Genomic DNA, 16,826 nt, shown 5'->3' with positions numbered 1-16,826 from the left:
CTCAATGTCCTCCCAGCGGTTTACGCTGTTGGCGCCACATGCCCCAGCCTTCCAGCAGCGCGATAATGGCGATATACAGCACCGTCGCCACGCCAAACGCCTGGAAGGTGCGCAACGTTTCGGTTTCGACCTGACGCGAAGCGTAAGAGAGTTCGGCAACGCCGATCGCCATGGTCAGCGACGAGTTTTTGATTACGTTCATGTATTGGCCCAGCAGCGGCGGCAGCGCGATTTTCAGCGCCTGCGGCAGCACCACGTAGCGCATCGCCTGCCAACCGGTCAGCCCCAGCGCCTGAGCGGCATATTTCTGCCCGCCGGCGACGCCGCGAATGCCGGAACGGATCTCTTCGGCGATAAAGGCGGTGGAATAGAGCGTCAGGCCGAAGAAACCGGCGAGAAACTCGAACGACGGCCACTCAAGCGGGCCGACCTGATGGGTGCTGTTCAGCCACTGCATGGCGGCGGAAGGCAGGATCTGCCCGGCGGCGAAGTACCAGAAGAACAGCTGCACCAGCAGCGGCGTATTGCGAAACAGCGAGCTGTAGCCCATCGCCAGCCAGCGCAACGGCCGCAGGCTGCTGTCGCGCATCGCCGCCAGCACAAAACCCAGCAACGTGGCCGCCAGGCCCGCGCAGGCGGAAAGCCACAGCGTCAGCAGAAAACCGTGCCACAGCCAGCTCAGGTATTGCGGCGCCAGCAGCCAGTCCAGGTTCATGTTCAATCCTTGTCTTGCAGAATGCATCAGGGGCGCAGCAAGCTGCGCCCCTCCGTACCGATCTCACCGCGCGCGGTTACATCAGGCTTTCGGTTGCTGATCCAAAGGCGCGATTTTGAAATCGCCGCGCGGCTGGGCGGATTGGGTTTCCGGCCCGAACCAGCGATCGTAAATCTTAACCGCTTCACCGTCTTTTTCCAGCTTGATCAACGTCTCGTTCACCGCGGCGGTCAGGCGATCTTCGCCTTTGGGAATACCGACACCCTGATACTCTTTGGTCAGGCTGAACGGCGAAATCTCAAACTCGGCCTTCTGTGCCGCCGGCAGATTGCCGAGCAGGCCAACCAGCTTGGCGTCGTCCTGAGTGATCGCCTGTACGTTGCCATTGCGCAGCGCCACGAACGCCAGCGGGGTGTCATCGTAGGAGATCACTTTCGCCGTCGGGAAACGCTCGCGCAGGGTGATTTCCTGCACCGTGCCCTTGTCCGCGCCGATGCGCAGCTTCTTGATGTCTTCCGGCGTTTTCAGCACGCCTTTGCGAGCGATGAATTTCTGGCCGGTGGCGAAATACGGCACGCTGAAGTTCACTTCCTTGGCGCGCTCGTCGGTAATGGTGAAGTTGGCGGCGATCAGGTCAACCTTCTTCGACACCAGCAGCGGAATGCGGTTAGCCGGGTTGGTGGCGCGCAGCTCCACTTTCACGCCCAGCGCTTTGCCGATCGCGTCGGCGACATCCACATCGTAACCCACCAGCTTCTTGCTCTGCGGATCGATGTAGCCGAACGGCGGGTTGCTGTCGAACACCGCGATGCGCACCACGCCGGCTTGCTTGATATCGTCAAGTTTGTCCGCGTGCGCGGCGCCGGCGGCGAGGCCGGTCAGACTGGCTAACAACGTTAAGGCCAAAGCGCGATGTTTCATAGAGAGCTCCTAAGTGGTTGATGTCCTGCTGGCGGATAAGCTAGCAAGCGCCACATAGGTCAGGAAATAATATAAAAAGCTATATTTATAACCTTTTTATCTTTACGCGCTGAAGATGGAATAAAGGCGCGGGAAACCGCGCCTTCGAAGGATATTACCCGGAAAGGGTTAGTCGTCCTTTTCGTCTTTACCGCCTGGAGACAGCAGCTTTTCCAAGGCGTCGCCGCCCAGATGACGGAAATCCTGCCCTTTGACGAAATAGAAGATAAATTCGCAGATGTTCTGGCAGCGGTCGCCGATGCGCTCGATAGAACGGGCGCAGAACAACGCGGTCAGCACGCTCGGAATGGTGCGCGAGTCTTCCATCATGTAGGTCATCAGCTGACGCACGATGCCTTCGTATTCCTGGTCGACCTTTTTATCTTCGCGGTAAATACGGATCGCCTCGTCCAGATCCATGCGCGCAAAGGCGTCCAGCACGTCGTGCAGCATCTGCACGGTGTGGCGCCCCAGCGACTCCAGGCTCACCAGCAGCGGCTGGTGCTGGTGCGAGAACTTCTCCAGCGCAGTGCGGCAGATTTTGTCCGCCACGTCGCCGATGCGTTCCAGCTCGGAAATGGTTTTGATGATCGCCATGACCAGGCGCAGATCGCTGGCGGTCGGCTGGCGTTTGGCGATGATGCGCACGCAGGCTTCGTCGATCGCCACTTCCATCATGTTGACCTTGGCGTCGCCTTCGATCACGCGCTTGGCCAGCTCGCCATCCTGATTGTGCATCGCGGTGATGGCGTCGGTCAGCTGCTGCTCCACCAGCCCGCCCATGGTCAGCACCTGGGTGCGGATATGCTCAAGCTCTGCGTTGAACTGGCCGGAAATGTGTTTGTTTAAATTCAGGTTATCCATGATGCTTCCTATCAACCATAACGGCCAGTGATGTAGTCTTCAGTCTGCTTTTTCTGCGGCGCAGTGAACAGGTTATCAGTATCACTGAACTCGATCAGCTCGCCCAGGTACATAAATGCGGTAGAGTCGGAGCAACGCGCCGCCTGCTGCATGTTGTGCGTCACGATCACCACGGTGTAGTCGGCCTTCAGCTCGCTGATCAGCTCTTCAATCTTGCCGGTGGAGATCGGATCCAGCGCCGAGCAAGGCTCATCCAGCAACAACACTTCCGGACGAATGGCGATGCCGCGGGCGATGCACAGACGCTGCTGCTGGCCGCCGGAGAGGCTGTAGCCGCTCTGGTGCAGCTTGTCTTTGGTTTCGTTCCACAGCGCCGCTTTGGTCAGCGCCCACTGTACGCGCTCGTCCATATCGGCGCGCGACAGCTTTTCAAACAGGCGAACGCCGAAGGCGATGTTGTCGTAAATCGACATCGGGAACGGCGTCGGCTTCTGGAACACCATGCCGACCTTGGCGCGCAGCAGCGCGATATCCGAGTTGTCGGTCAGGATGTTCTGGCCATCCAGCAGGATGCCGCCTTCCGCACGCTGTTCCGGGTACAGCTGGTACATCTTGTTGAAGGTACGCAGCAGGGTGGATTTGCCGCAGCCGGACGGGCCGATAAACGCGGTGACCTTGTTCTTGGCAATATCCAGCGTGATGTTCTTCAGCGCATGGAATTTGCCATAGTAGAAGTTCAGATCGCGTACCTGAATTTTGCTGCTGGAAGCGTCAGTAACCATACTCATCAAGACTTCTCTCTTTTCATCAGCGCCGCCAAAGCGGCGCTCAAAATTTTATGAATGCTTTTTCTTGGCGAAAATCACGCGCGCCAGGATATTCAGTAACAGTACGCACAGGGTGATCAACAGTACCCCGGCCCAGGCCAGCTGTTGCCATTCGGCGAACGGGCTCATGGCGAATTTGAAGATGGTCACCGGCAGGTTGGCGATCGGCTGCATCAGGTCGGTGCTCCAGAACTGGTTCGACAGCGAGGTGAACAGCAGCGGCGCCGTTTCCCCCGCGATGCGCGCAATCGCCAGCAGCACGCCGGTGATGATGCCGGACACCGACGCCTTCAGCGTGATGGCGGAAATCATGCGCCATTTCGGCGTGCCCAGAGCGTAGGCGGCCTCGCGCAGCGTATCCGGTACCAGCTTCAGCATGTTCTCGGTGGTGCGAATGACGATCGGCACCTGCAGCAGCGCCAGCGCCACGATGCCGGCCCAGCCGGAGAAGTGTTCCATCTTCGCCACCACGATGGTGTAAACGAACAGGCCCACCACGATCGACGGTGCGGACAGCAGAATGTCGTTGATAAAGCGGATCACTTCCGCCAGCCAGGATTTGCGGCCGTATTCCGCCAGATAGATGCCGGCCATGATGCCGAGCGGCGTACCGAAGATGGTCGCCCACAGGATCAGCAGGCCGCTGCCGGCGATGGCGTTGGCCAGGCCGCCGCCCGCGGTGTTCGGTGGCGGGGTCATCTCGGTGAACAGCGCCAGCGACATGCCGTCGAAGCCTTTGGTGACGGTGGCAATCAGGATCCAGATCAGCCAGAACAACCCGAACGCCATGGTCGCCATCGACAAGAACAGCGCGAGGCGGTTTTTCTGCCGGCGCCAGGCCTGCATTTTGCGGCGGCTTTCCGCCAGCACGACTGCGTTTTGCATATCCATCGTCGCCATGTTAACGCCCCTCATTCTTGGCCAGACGCATGATCATCAGTTTCGACAGCGCCAGCACGATAAAGGTGATAACAAACAGAATCAGGCCCAGCTCCATCAACGCGGCGGTGTGCACGCCGGACTCGGCTTCGGCGAATTCGTTGGCCAGCGCCGAGGTGATGCTGTTGCCCGGCATATACAGCGAAGCGCTGTCGAGCTGGTAGGTGTTGCCGATGATAAAGGTCACCGCCATGGTTTCCCCCAGCGCGCGGCCCAGGCCCAGCATTACGCCGCCGATAACGCCGTTTTTGGTGAACGGCAGCACGATGCGCCAGATGACTTCCCAGGTGGTGCAGCCGATGCCGTAGGCCGACTCTTTCATCATCACCGGGGTCTGTTCGAACACGTCGCGCATCACCGCGGCGATGTAAGGAATGATCATGATAGCCAGGATCACCCCGGCGGCCAGGATGCCGATGCCGAAGGCCGGGCCGGAGAACAGCTCGCCGACGATCGGAATGCCCGACAGCACTTCGCCCACCGGCGTCTGGAAATATTCGGCGAACAGCGGGGCGAACACGAACAGGCCCCACATGCCGTAGACGATGCTCGGAATGGCCGCCAACAGCTCAATGGCGATGCCCAGCGGCCGCTTCAACCAGTTCGGCGCCAGTTCGGTCAGGAACAGCGCGATGCCGAAACTGACCGGCACGGCGATGATCAGCGCGATAAGCGAGGTGACCACGGTGCCGTAGATCGGCACCAGCGCGCCGAACTGCTCCGCCGGCGCATCCCACTCTTTGGTCCACAGGAAAGCGAAGCCGAATTTCTGCATGCTTGGCCAGGAGGCGAAGATCAGCGAAACGATGATGCCGCCCAGCAACAATAGGGTAATCAGCGCAGCCAGTCTCACCAGCGCGCTGAAAATGATGTCACCGTTTTTGCCCGGTGCTTTGATGGTCGGCTTGTACTCAGCCATAGATTACTCTCTGTTTGAACCCTGGCAGCCCCAACCGGGATTGGAGCCTGAAGAACTTGTGGGGCGCGGCGAACCCGCGCCCCTGCGTTGTTAGTACAGCGCTTTACCTGAACTGTCTTTTACGTTGGTTTTCCAGGCTGCACGCACCTGCTCAACCACTTCTTTCGGCAGGGTGGCGTAATCCAGCTCGTTAGCCTGTTTGCCGCCGGTTTTGTAGGCCCAGTCGAAGAACTTCAGCACTTCGGCACCCTGAGCAGGATTTTTCTGCTCTTTGTGCACCAGAATGAAGGTGGTGGAGGTGATTGGCCACACGTTGTCGCCTTTCTGATCGGTCAGATCCTGAGCGAAGGTTTTGCTCCAATCCGCGCCTTTGGCGGCGTTGCTGAAGCTCTCTTCGGTCGGGCTGACCGGCTTGCCGTCGGCGGAAATCAGCTTGGTGTAAGCCAGGTTGTTCTGCTTGGCGTACGCGTATTCTACATAGCCGATAGAGCCAGGCAGACGCTGAACGAAGGCGGCGATGCCGTCGTTGCCTTTGCCGCCCAGACCGGTCGGCCAGTTAACGGTAGAACCGGCACCAATCTTCTCTTTCCACTGCGCGTTGGCCTTGGACAGGTAGCTGGTGAACACGAACGAGGTGCCGGAACCGTCGGCGCGGCGCACCACGGCGATGTTCTGGTCAGGCAGTTTCACGCCAGGGTTCAGCTTGGTGATAGCCGGATCGTTCCATTTTTTGACGTTGCCCAGGTAGATATCACCCAGGGTTTTACCGTCCAGAGTCAGTTCGCCGGATTTGATGCCCGGGATATTCACGGCCAGCACCACGCCGCCGATCACGGTCGGGAACTGGAACAGGCCATCGGCCGCCAGCTTGTCGTCAGACAGCGGGGCGTCGGAGGCGCCAAAGTCAACGGTGTTGGCCACGATTTGCTTCACGCCGCCAGAGGAGCCGATGCCCTGATAGTTAACTTTATTGCCGGTTTCTTTCTGATAAGAATCTGCCCACTTGGCGTAAACCGGAGCGGGGAATGTCGCACCTGCACCGGTCAGGCTGGCAGCAGCGAACGCGGACACGGCGGTCAGGGAGAAGGTCGCTGCCACAATACTGGCGACGGTGGTACGCATCAGTTTCATAATCCCTCCTAATGGGATATTTAAAATCGACTTCGAGTCGTTTTAATCAGAGTAAGTATTGCTGCAGGAGGGAAAATAGGACAGTTTGGTGACAGAAAAATGTACGCAATATGACAGTTATATTACAGCCTATCTGGGTGGTGTTTGTTTACTTACAAATCAATTCGTTAGATTAAAAACAGCGCAATTGCCAAACAATAAAAAAACCGTTTTGGCGCGACCTATCCGCTTGAATATGACAACCTTTATCGCCGAATCAACCTCGCCGTCATCTTTTACGCTGCTCATGAAAAAAGCCGGCGCGAAGGCCGGCTTTTGCAGTTTACCTGCGGCAAATTACTCTACGGTGACAGACTTCGCCAGGTTACGCGGCTGGTCAACGTCGGTGCCTTTGATCAGCGCCACGTGGTAAGACAGCAGCTGCAACGGCACGGTGTAGAAGATAGGCGCCACGATTTCCTCGACGTGCGGCAGAGGAATGATGGTCATGCCTTCGCTGCTGACGAAACCGGCGTCCTGATCGGCGAACACGTACAGCTGACCGCCGCGCGCGCGCACTTCTTCAATGTTGGACTTCAGCTTTTCCAGCAGTTCGTTGTTCGGCGCCACGACGATCACCGGCATATCGGCATCGATCAGCGCCAGTGGGCCGTGTTTCAACTCGCCCGCCGCATAAGCTTCGGCATGAATATAGGAGATCTCTTTCAGCTTCAGCGCCCCTTCCATGGCGATCGGATACTGATCGCCGCGGCCGAGGAACAGCGCATGGTGCTTGTCGGAGAAACCTTCCGCCAGCGCTTCGATCTGTTTATCCATCGACAGCATTTGCTCGATACGCGCCGGCAGCGCCTGCAAGCCGTGCACGATCTCTTGCTCCACGCTTTCCGCCATGCCTTTCAGGCGGCCCAGGCGCGCCACCAGCATCAACAGCACGGTAAGCTGAGTGGTGAAGGCTTTGGTTGAGGCGACGCCAATTTCCGTACCGGCTTTGGTCATCAGCGCCAGATCGGATTCGCGCACCAGCGAAGAGCCGGCAACGTTACAAACGGCCAGCGAACCGAGATAGCCCAGCTCTTTGGACAGACGCAGCGCCGCCAGGGTGTCGGCGGTTTCGCCGGACTGCGACAGGGTGATGATCAGGCTGCCCGGACGCACTGCCGATTTGCGGTAACGGAATTCGGACGCGATCTCGACGTCGCACGGCACGCCGGCCAGCGCTTCGAACCAGTAACGCGCCACCATGCCGGAGTGGTAAGACGTCCCGCAGGCGATGATCTGCACGTGCTGCACCTTGGCCAGCAACTCGTCGGCGTGTGGGCCCAGCTCGCTCAGGTTGATTTGGCCATGGCTGAAGCGCCCTTCCAGGGTGTTTTTCAGCGCCAGCGGCTGTTCGTAGATCTCTTTTTGCATGTAGTGGCGGTAAGCGCCTTTGTCGCCGGCGTCATACTGCACCTGGGATTCGATCTCAGGGCGCTCGATGGCGTTGCCCTGCTTGTCGAAGATGTTGACGGTGCGGCGAGTTACTTCCACCACGTCGCCCTCTTCCAGGAAGATGAAGCGGCGAGTCACCGGCAGCAGCGCCAGCTGATCGGAAGCGATGAAGTTTTCCCCGACGCCGCGGCCGATAACCAGCGGGCTGCCGGAGCGCGCAGCGACCAGCACGCTCGGATCGCGGCTGTCCATCACCACGGTGCCGTAGGCACCGCGCAGCTGCGGGATCACACGCTGAACCACTTCCAGCAGCGTACCGCCCTGCAGCTGTTCCCAGTGCACCAGATGGGCGATCACTTCGGTATCGGTTTCAGAACTGAAGCGGTAACCGCGTTCGATCAGCAGTTCGCGCAGCGGTTCGTGGTTTTCGATGATGCCGTTATGCACCACGGTAATGTAATCGGAAACATGCGGGTGCGCGTTCGCTTCGGTCGGTTCACCGTGCGTTGCCCAACGGGTGTGAGCGATGCCGGTACCGCCGTGCAGATCGGTCTGCTCCGCCGCTTCGGCCAGTTTTTGCACCTTGCCTACGCGACGCAGGCGACTGACGTTGCCTTGCTCATCAACCACCGCCAGACCGGCGGAGTCGTAACCGCGGTACTCGAGACGACGTAAACCTTCCAACAGAATTTCTGCGATATCACGTTGCGCTACTGCGCCTACAATTCCACACATTCAGTTATATTCCTAATGAACGCCCTTCATGGGCGTTTTCGATGCCTTGACCTGATTTTTGCCGGTTTTTACCGTGCAGCCCCGAGCCTGTAGATGGTGGGGATTATTATGTTTTGTATTGGGCTCGTGAACGGAGCCCAACGCAAAACACACTATGACTTCTTCTTCACCGGACGTTGCCAGCCCTGAATGTGCACCTGCTTGACGCGGCTCAGCACCAGTTCGTTCTCGGCGATATCGCGCGTCACCGTGGTGCCGGCGGCGATGGTGGAGCCTTTGCCGACCGACACCGGCGCCACCAGCTGAGTATCGGAACCGACGAACACGCCGTCGCCGATCAGCGTCTTGTGCTTGTTGGCGCCATCGTAGTTGCAGGTGATGGTGCCGGCGCCAATATTCACGTCATCGCCAATTTCGGCATCGCCCAGGTAGCTGAGGTGACCGGCCTTGGAGCCTTTGCCCAGACGCGCCTTCTTCATTTCCACGAAGTTGCCGACGTGAGCACCTGCCGCCAGCTCCGCGCCAGGGCGCAGGCGGGCGAACGGCCCCACGGTGCACTCGGCTGCCAACACGCTGTCTTCCAGCACGCTGTAAGGGCTGATCTCGCAGTCATCACCGATCACGCAGTTTTTCAGCACGCAGCCGGCGCCGATTTTCACCCGGTCGCCCAGCTTGACGCGGCCTTCGATAATCACGTTCGCATCAATAGTGATGTCGCGACCGTGAACAAGTTCCCCGCGCAGATCGAAACGCGCCGGATCCAGCAGCATCACACCGGCCAACAGCAGTTTTTCAGACTGTTCCGACTGGAATACACGCTCCAGGCTCGCCAGCTGCAGGCGGTTGTTCACGCCTTCCACTTCGCTCAGACGCGACGGGTGCACGGCTTCGATTTTCTTGCCGTCGGCATGGGCCAACGCAATGATATCGGTAATGTAAAACTCGCCCTGGGCGTTGTCGTTATTCAACATTCCCAGCCAGCGTTTCAGATCTCGACCATTCGCCACCAGGATGCCGGTATTGATCTCGTTGATTTGACGCTGCGCTTCGCTGGCGTCTTTATGCTCTACGATGCCCACCACGTCGCCGTTCTCGCGAACGATGCGGCCATAGCCGCTCGGGTCATCCAGCTTGACCGTCAGCAGGCCGATGCCGCCCTGCGGCTTGGCCGCCAACAGGCGTTGCAGCGTATCGACGGAGATCAACGGCACGTCGCCGTACAGCATCAGCACGTCTTCATCGTCGGCAAAATGTGGCGCGGCCTGCTGCATTGCATGACCGGTACCCAGTTGCTCGGCCTGCAGTACCCAGTTCAGCGCGCCGTCAGTCAACGTGCTTTTCAACAGATCGCCGCCGTGGCCGTATACCAGGTGAACCTGTTGCGCACCCAGCTTCATCGCGGCGTCAATGACGTGCTGCACCATCGGCTTACCGGCCAACGGGTGCAACACTTTGGGAAGATCGGAATACATGCGCGTACCCTTGCCCGCGGCGAGGATAACCACGCTCATTGCGCTGTTCGACATAAGCAACCTGATAACTCCATTTTGATAGACGAAAGTAAAACCGTTTAGCGACGATATTACTACATATTTCTCTGCACGAACCCGGCGCAGACCGCGTGGGCCTTGGCCTGCCGCTATCGCGGCCAATTCGGCGCCGGGGCGAAAAAATTGTCGGCGATCGGCGACGTTTCTTTCCCGATATCAGGGGTTATACACCACTCTGCACGCCGGGCTGAAATGCTTATTTTAAAGTAAAAAAAAAGCGACCCTATAGGCCGCTTTCTTAAAGTTGGGTGCTAAGCACCCAAACATTACATCGCTTTTCTGGTGAGCTCGATAACGCGCAGTTTTGCGATCGCTTTCGCCAGTTCAGCGGATGCCTGAGCATAGTCGACATCGCCATGAGAGCTGCGAATGTGTTCTTCAGCTTTACGCTTAGCTTCCAACGCTCTCGCTTCGTCGAGGTCAGTACCACGGATAGCAGTGTCCGCCAGCACGGTAACCACGCTCGGCTGCACCTCGAGGATGCCGCCGGACAGGTAGATGAACTCTTCTTCACCGTGCTGCTTAACAATACGCACCATGCCAGGCTTGATGGCAGTCAGCAGCGGCGCATGGCCAGGGAAGATCCCCAGTTCACCTTCGCTGCCTGTCACCTGGATCTTCTGCACCAGGCCGGAAAACATCTGTTTTTCCGCGCTGACTACATCCAGATGGTAAGTCATAGCCATATCACCCTCCTCTCAAGGCGTTACAGTTTCTTGGCTTTTTCCACTGCTTCTTCAATGGTGCCAACCATGTAGAACGCCTGCTCCGGCAGGTGGTCATAGTCGCCGTCCATAATGCCTTTGAAACCACGGATGGTGTCTTTCAGCGATACGAACTTGCCCGGAGAACCGGTGAAGACTTCTGCCACGAAGAACGGCTGAGACAGGAAGCGTTGGATCTTACGCGCACGGGATACGACCAGTTTGTCTTCTTCAGACAGCTCGTCCATACCCAGGATCGCGATGATATCTTTCAGTTCCTGGTAGCGTTGCAGAATGGACTGCACGCCACGCGCTACGTCGTAGTGCTCCTGGCCAACTACCAGCGGATCCAGCTGACGGCTGGTGGAATCCAGCGGGTCAACGGCCGGGTAGATACCCAGAGAAGCGATGTTACGGCTCAGTACCACGGTTGCGTCCAAGTGCGCAAAGGTGGTGGCTGGAGACGGGTCAGTCAAGTCATCCGCAGGAACGTAAACGGCCTGTACGGAAGTGATCGAACCGGTCTTGGTCGAAGTGATACGTTCTTGCAGAACGCCCATCTCTTCCGCCAGCGTTGGCTGATAACCTACCGCGGATGGCATACGGCCCAGAAGTGCGGACACTTCGGTACCAGCCAGGGTGTAACGGTAGATGTTGTCAACGAACAGCAGAACGTCGCGGCCTTCGTCACGGAATTTCTCCGCCATGGTCAGACCGGTCAGCGCAACGCGCAGACGGTTACCTGGTGGCTCGTTCATCTGGCCGTAAACCAGGGATACTTTGTCCAGAACGTTGGAGTCGGTCATTTCGTGGTAGAAGTCGTTACCCTCACGAGTACGCTCGCCCACGCCCGCAAACACGGAATAACCGGAGTGCTCGATCGCGATGTTACGGATCAGCTCCATCATGTTTACGGTTTTACCTACGCCCGCACCGCCGAACAGACCGACTTTACCGCCCTTGGCGAATGGACAAATCAGGTCCATTACCTTGATACCGGTTTCCAGCAGTTCTTGGGAGCTGGACAGCTCTTCGTAGCTTGGTGCCGCGCGGTGAATCGCCCAACGCTCTTCTTCGCCGATGTCGCCTTTCATGTCGATCGGTTGACCCAATACGTTCATGATACGGCCCAGGGTCGCTTTACCCACCGGCACTTCAATCGGGTGGTCCAGGTTGTTCACTTTCAGACCGCGACGCAGACCGTCGGAGGTCCCCATTGCGATACAGCGAACCACGCCACCGCCCAGCTGTTGCTGAACTTCCAACACCAGTTTTTCGGTGCCGTTTTCTACCTCAAGGGCATCGTACACTTTTGGTACGGCATCCTGAGGGAACTCGACGTCCACCACGGCGCCGATTACCTGGATAATCTTTCCAGTAGCCATCTTGAATCCTCTACGTAATTCGTAAACCTAGCTTAAACCGCGGAGGCTCCCGAAACGATCTCGGTGAGTTCCTGAGTGATGCTGGCCTGACGCGCCTTGTTGTATACCAACTGCAGCTCTTTGATCAGGCTACCGCCGTTATCGGTTGCGGCTTTCATCGCGACCATTCGTGCGGCCTGCTCGCTGGCCAGGTTTTCCACGACGCCCTGATAAACCTGCGACTCCACATAGCGGCGCAGCAAGGTATCAAGCAGCACTTTTGGATCGGGTTCATACAGGTAATCCCAAGGCGTTTTCTTCAGCTCTTCGTCATCGGCTGGCGGTAACGGCAGCAGCTGAAGCACCTGCGGCTCTTGGGACATCGTATTAACAAATTTGTTGCTGACAATGTACAGCTTGTCCAAACGACCTTCGTCGTAGGCCTGCAGCATCACTTTCACCGGCCCGATCAGATCCGACAGGGAAGGTTTGTCCCCCATGCCGGTCACCTGGGCAACTACGTTGCCGCCCACGGAACCAAAGAAAGAGGCCGCTTTAGAGCCAATCAGCGCCAAATCGGTTTCGACGCCTTTTTCGGACCAGGCTTTCATCTCCGCCAGCAGCTTTTTGAACAGGTTGATGTTCAAGCCGCCGCAGAGACCACGGTCAGTAGACACCACCAGATACCCGACGCGCTTAACGTCACGCTCATCCAGGTACGGGTGCTTGTACTCCAGATTCCCTAACGCAAGGTGACCAATCACTTTGCGCATGGTCTCTGCATAAGGACGGCTGGCCGCCATGCGATCCTGCGATTTACGCATTTTGGAGGCGGCGACCATTTCCATCGCTTTAGTGATCTTTTGCGTGTTTTGCACGCTAGCGATCTTACTACGTATCTCTTTTGCGCCGGCCATCTCTGCTTCTCCTCAGTGCCAGACGGCCTGCTGTCTTTCAACAGCAGGACCGTTCGGCGTTACCAGGACTGGGTTTTCTTGAAGGTCTCGAGGATGTCTTTCAACTTGCCCTCGATCTCATCATTGAAGTTGCCAGTTTGGTTGATGTGGTTCAGCAGCTCGGCGTGCTCGCGGTCCGCATAGGCTACCAGCGCGGCTTCGAAGCTCACCACTTTGGCGACTTCGACGTCGTTCAGGTAACCGCGTTCTGCGGCAAACAGCACCAGAGACTGTTGTGCGACCGACATCGGCGCATACTGTTTCTGTTTCAGCAGCTCGGTCACTTTCTGACCGTGGCTCAGCTGTTTGCGGGTCGCGTCGTCCAGATCGGATGCGAACTGGGAGAACGCAGCCAGTTCACGATACTGCGCCAGCGCGGTACGGATACCGCCGGACAGTTTCTTCATGATCTTGGTCTGCGCGGCGCCACCAACACGGGATACGGAGATACCCGGGTTAACTGCCGGACGAATACCGGAGTTGAACAGGTTGGATTCCAGGAAGATCTGACCATCGGTAATCGAGATTACGTTGGTCGGAACGAACGCGGAAACGTCACCCGCCTGGGTTTCAATGATCGGCAGAGCGGTCAATGAACCGGTTTGGCCTTTAACTTCACCTTTGGTGAAGGCTTCAACGTATTCGGCGTTAACGCGCGCTGCACGCTCCAGCAAACGGGAGTGCAGGTAGAATACGTCGCCTGGGTAAGCTTCACGACCTGGCGGACGGCGAAGCAGCAGGGAAATCTGGCGGTAAGCAACGGCCTGTTTGGACAGGTCATCGTACACGATCAGCGCATCTTCACCGCGGTCACGGAAGTATTCGCCCATTGCGCAACCGGCGTATGGCGCCAGGTATTGCAGTGCAGCAGACTCGGAAGCGGTCGCCACTACCACGATGGTGTTGGCCAGTGCGCCGTGCTCTTCCAGTTTGCGCACCACGTTAGCGATGGTGGACGCTTTCTGGCCGATAGCCACGTAAACGCATTTGATGCCGGAGTCGCGTTGGTTGATGATCGCATCGATCGCCAGCGCGGTTTTACCGGTCTGACGGTCACCGATCACCAGCTCACGCTGGCCACGGCCGATTGGAATCATGGCGTCAACGGATTTGTAGCCAGTCTGAACCGGCTGATCAACGGACTGACGCTCGATAACGCCTGGCGCGATAGCTTCTACCGGAGAGAAACCGTCGTTCTCAATCGGGCCTTTGCCGTCGATTGGTGCGCCCAGGGTGTTAACTACGCGGCCCAGCAGACCACGACCGACTGGAACTTCCAGGATACGGCCGGTGCATTTCACCTTCATGCCTTCGGCCAGATCCGCGTACGGCCCCATGACCACGGCACCGACGGAGTCGCGCTCCAGGTTCAATGCGATTGCGTAACGGTTGCCAGGCAGCGCGATCATTTCGCCCTGCATAACTTCGGCCAGGCCGTGTACGCGGATGATCCCGTCGCTGACGGAAACGATAGTACCTTCATTGTGAGCTTCGCTCACTACATTGAACTGAGCAATGCGCTGCTTGATCAGTTCGCTGATTTCGGTGGAATTCAGTTGCATGCTCCAGTCCCCTTAAGACTGCAAGACGTCTGTCAGGCGTTCAAGACGACCGCGAACGCTGCCATCAATCACCATATCGCCGGCGCGAACAACGATGCCGGCCAGTACAGACTTGTCAATTTTGCAATTCAGCTTAACTTTGCGTGACAGACGTTTTTCCATCGCAGCGGCGATTTTCGCCTGCTGTTCGTCGCTCAGCGCGCTCGCAGAGAGCACTTCGACTTCGACGGTGGATTCCAGCGAGGCGCGCAGTTCGATGAACTGCTGCAGCACGGCAGGAAGAACCAGTAAACGTCCATTTTCGGCCATTACACGGATAAAGTTCTGGCCATGTTCGTCGAGCCGATCGCCACAAACCGCGATGAACGTCTTGGACAGCGTTTCTGGCGCAACCGCGCCAGACAGCAGTTCAGAAATCTGTTCATTGCGAGTGACTTCAGCCGCAAACGCCAGCATGTCCTGCCAGCGCTCTACGCTTTGGTGCTCAACGGCAAAGTCAAAAGCTGCTTTGGCGTAGGGGCGAGCTACAGTTACAAATTCAGACATCAGCCCCTCCCTCCTTACAGTTCAGCGACCAGTTTATCAACGATGTCGCTGTTAGCAGCTTCATCCACGGAACGTTCGATGATCTTCTCGGCGCCGGCAATTGCCAGCATCGCGACTTGCTTACGCAACTCTTCACGAGCGCGCTTACGTTCGGCTTCGATCTCAGCCTGAGCCTGCGCCACGATTTTGTTACGTTCCTGCTCGGCTTCGGCTTTCGCTTCATCCATGATCTGAGCTTTGCGTTTGTTCGCTTGCTCGATGATCACCTGAGCTTCTGCTTTAGCAGTTTTCAGCTGGTCGGTCGCATTGGCTTGCGCTAAGTCCAGATCTTTTTTGGCACGCTCTGCAGAAGCGAGGCCGTCAGCGATTTCTTTCTGACGTTTCTCGATGGCAGCCATGATCGGCGGCCATACGTACTTCATGCAGAACCAGACAAACAGAACGAACGCGATGGCCTGGCCGAGGATTGTTGCGTTAAGATTCACAGCACAATGCCTCTTTAAAAGTTAATAGTTTGGTTACGTCGTAGAGGGTTGCTCTACTTACGCGACGGCGAACATCACGTACAGACCCAGACCTACAGCGATCATCGGGATGGCGTCGACCAGACCCATAACGATAAAGAACTGTGTACGCAGCAGAGGAATCAGGTCAGGCTGACGAGCAGCGCCTTCCAAGAATTTACCACCCAGGATGCCGATACCGATCGCAGCACCGATTGCCGCTAAACCCATCATCACAGCGGCAGCCATGTACAGCAGATCCATACTCAGGTTTTCCATGACAGTCTCCAGTTTGTTTCAGTTTAAAAGTGCAAGTGTTTTAAGAAAATCAGTGCTCTTCAGACGCCATCGACAGATAGACGATCGTCAGAACCATGAAAATAAAGGCTTGAAGCGTAATGATCAGGATGTGGAAGATAGCCCAAGGCAAGCTCAGGACCCACTGTGACCACCACGGCAACAGGCCGGCAATCAGGATGAAGATCAACTCACCCGCATACATGTTGCCGAACAGTCGCAGACCCAGTGAAACAGGTTTGGACAGCAGGCTGACACCTTCAAGAATCAGGTTGATAGGAATGAATACAGGGTGGTTGAACGGCTGCATGGTCAACTCTTTAACGAACCCGCCAACGCCTTTCATTTTGATGCTATAGAACAGAATCAGGATAAACACGCCCAGCGCCATAGACAGCGTGACGTTCACGTCGGCGGTAGGCACTACGCGCAGCGCAGGCAGACCGAGAACGTGAGTGCCGAGATAAGGCAGGAAGTCTACCGGAATCAGGTCCATCAGGTTCATCAGGAACACCCAGACGAACACGGTCAGTGCCAGCGGCGCAATCACCTTGCTCTTGCCGTGGTACATGTCGCGCACGCTGCTGTCGACGAAACCGACCACCAGCTCCACGGCGGTTTGCAGTTTACCCGGCACGCCGCTGGTGGCGTTTTTGGCCACTTTGCGGAAGATCACCAGGAAGAGCGCCCCGAGGACGACGGAGAAAAACATCGAGTCGAGGTTAATCGACCAAAACCCAGTCCCGACCTGAAGCTGCGTCAGGTGGTGACCGATATACTCCTGTGGAGTCAAGACTTCTCCTGCAGACATGATGCCTCTTAC

The 16,826-nt window shown here is 57.4% G+C and carries 17 protein-coding genes; all 17 read right to left on the bottom strand.

Going from position 1 to position 16,826, the window contains the following annotated elements; translation table 11 throughout:
* Position 1 precedes the first annotated feature (1 nt).
* Positions 2-715, bottom strand: a complete 714-nt coding sequence (locus tag AC6BYQ_RS13670; protein ID WP_019455483.1) for an amino acid ABC transporter permease — start codon at positions 713-715, stop codon at positions 2-4.
* An 81-nt stretch (positions 716-796) separates the two neighbouring features.
* Positions 797-1,636: an ABC transporter substrate-binding protein gene (locus tag AC6BYQ_RS13665; protein ID WP_019455482.1), complete on the bottom strand. Its 840-nt coding sequence runs from the start codon at positions 1,634-1,636 to the stop codon at positions 797-799.
* 168 nt (positions 1,637-1,804) lie between these two features.
* Positions 1,805-2,539: a phosphate signaling complex protein PhoU gene (gene phoU / locus AC6BYQ_RS13660; protein WP_004933833.1), complete on the bottom strand. Its 735-nt coding sequence runs from the start codon at positions 2,537-2,539 to the stop codon at positions 1,805-1,807.
* 11 nt (positions 2,540-2,550) lie between these two features.
* Positions 2,551-3,321, bottom strand: a complete 771-nt coding sequence (gene pstB / locus AC6BYQ_RS13655) for a phosphate ABC transporter ATP-binding protein PstB (protein WP_016929614.1) — start codon at positions 3,319-3,321, stop codon at positions 2,551-2,553.
* A 54-nt stretch (positions 3,322-3,375) separates the two neighbouring features.
* Entirely contained in the window at positions 3,376-4,266 is an 891-nt protein-coding gene (gene pstA / locus AC6BYQ_RS13650; RefSeq protein WP_019455481.1) for a phosphate ABC transporter permease PstA, read from the bottom strand.
* A gap of 1 nt (position 4,267) precedes the next feature.
* Positions 4,268-5,224 carry a phosphate ABC transporter permease PstC gene (pstC, locus tag AC6BYQ_RS13645; protein WP_004933822.1) on the bottom strand — a complete coding sequence of 319 codons (957 nt, stop codon included), beginning with the start codon at positions 5,222-5,224 and terminating at the stop codon, positions 4,268-4,270.
* A gap of 90 nt (positions 5,225-5,314) precedes the next feature.
* The gene (gene pstS, locus AC6BYQ_RS13640) at positions 5,315-6,355 is read right to left on the bottom strand and encodes a phosphate ABC transporter substrate-binding protein PstS (RefSeq protein WP_063918282.1); all 1,041 of its coding nucleotides are present in this window, start codon (positions 6,353-6,355) and stop codon (positions 5,315-5,317) included.
* Positions 6,356-6,691: 336 nt separating this feature from the next.
* The gene (gene glmS, locus AC6BYQ_RS13635) at positions 6,692-8,521 is read right to left on the bottom strand and encodes a glutamine--fructose-6-phosphate transaminase (isomerizing) (protein WP_432525835.1); all 1,830 of its coding nucleotides are present in this window, start codon (positions 8,519-8,521) and stop codon (positions 6,692-6,694) included.
* 152 nt (positions 8,522-8,673) lie between these two features.
* The gene (glmU, locus tag AC6BYQ_RS13630) at positions 8,674-10,047 is read right to left on the bottom strand and encodes a bifunctional UDP-N-acetylglucosamine diphosphorylase/glucosamine-1-phosphate N-acetyltransferase GlmU (protein ID WP_025160297.1); all 1,374 of its coding nucleotides are present in this window, start codon (positions 10,045-10,047) and stop codon (positions 8,674-8,676) included.
* A gap of 290 nt (positions 10,048-10,337) precedes the next feature.
* Positions 10,338-10,757, bottom strand: coding sequence for a F0F1 ATP synthase subunit epsilon (locus tag AC6BYQ_RS13625; protein WP_004933814.1), 420 nt, complete (start codon positions 10,755-10,757; stop codon positions 10,338-10,340).
* A 20-nt stretch (positions 10,758-10,777) separates the two neighbouring features.
* On the bottom strand, positions 10,778-12,160 hold the full coding sequence (gene atpD / locus AC6BYQ_RS13620; RefSeq protein ID WP_004933813.1) for a F0F1 ATP synthase subunit beta: 1,383 nt from the start codon (positions 12,158-12,160) through the stop codon (positions 10,778-10,780).
* Positions 12,161-12,192: 32 nt separating this feature from the next.
* Positions 12,193-13,056: a F0F1 ATP synthase subunit gamma gene (atpG, locus tag AC6BYQ_RS13615; protein ID WP_004933811.1), complete on the bottom strand. Its 864-nt coding sequence runs from the start codon at positions 13,054-13,056 to the stop codon at positions 12,193-12,195.
* A 59-nt stretch (positions 13,057-13,115) separates the two neighbouring features.
* On the bottom strand, positions 13,116-14,657 hold the full coding sequence (atpA, locus tag AC6BYQ_RS13610; RefSeq protein ID WP_004933808.1) for a F0F1 ATP synthase subunit alpha: 1,542 nt from the start codon (positions 14,655-14,657) through the stop codon (positions 13,116-13,118).
* A gap of 12 nt (positions 14,658-14,669) precedes the next feature.
* Positions 14,670-15,203, bottom strand: a complete 534-nt coding sequence (atpH, locus tag AC6BYQ_RS13605; RefSeq protein ID WP_025160298.1) for a F0F1 ATP synthase subunit delta — start codon at positions 15,201-15,203, stop codon at positions 14,670-14,672.
* 14 nt (positions 15,204-15,217) lie between these two features.
* Positions 15,218-15,688 carry a F0F1 ATP synthase subunit B gene (atpF, locus tag AC6BYQ_RS13600; protein ID WP_004933804.1) on the bottom strand — a complete coding sequence of 157 codons (471 nt, stop codon included), beginning with the start codon at positions 15,686-15,688 and terminating at the stop codon, positions 15,218-15,220.
* 57 nt (positions 15,689-15,745) lie between these two features.
* Positions 15,746-15,985 (bottom strand): F0F1 ATP synthase subunit C, encoded by a 240-nt coding sequence (gene atpE / locus AC6BYQ_RS13595; RefSeq protein WP_004093904.1) that lies wholly within the window; start codon positions 15,983-15,985, stop codon positions 15,746-15,748.
* A gap of 49 nt (positions 15,986-16,034) precedes the next feature.
* Positions 16,035-16,814, bottom strand: a complete 780-nt coding sequence (atpB, locus tag AC6BYQ_RS13590; RefSeq protein ID WP_025160299.1) for a F0F1 ATP synthase subunit A — start codon at positions 16,812-16,814, stop codon at positions 16,035-16,037.
* Positions 16,815-16,826: the final 12 nt, after the last annotated feature.

It is taken from the genome of Serratia sp. LTN-2, assembly GCF_059740205.1.
The sequence above is the reverse complement of the archived record's forward strand: the minus strand, read 5'-3'. Positions and strand labels throughout refer to the sequence as shown.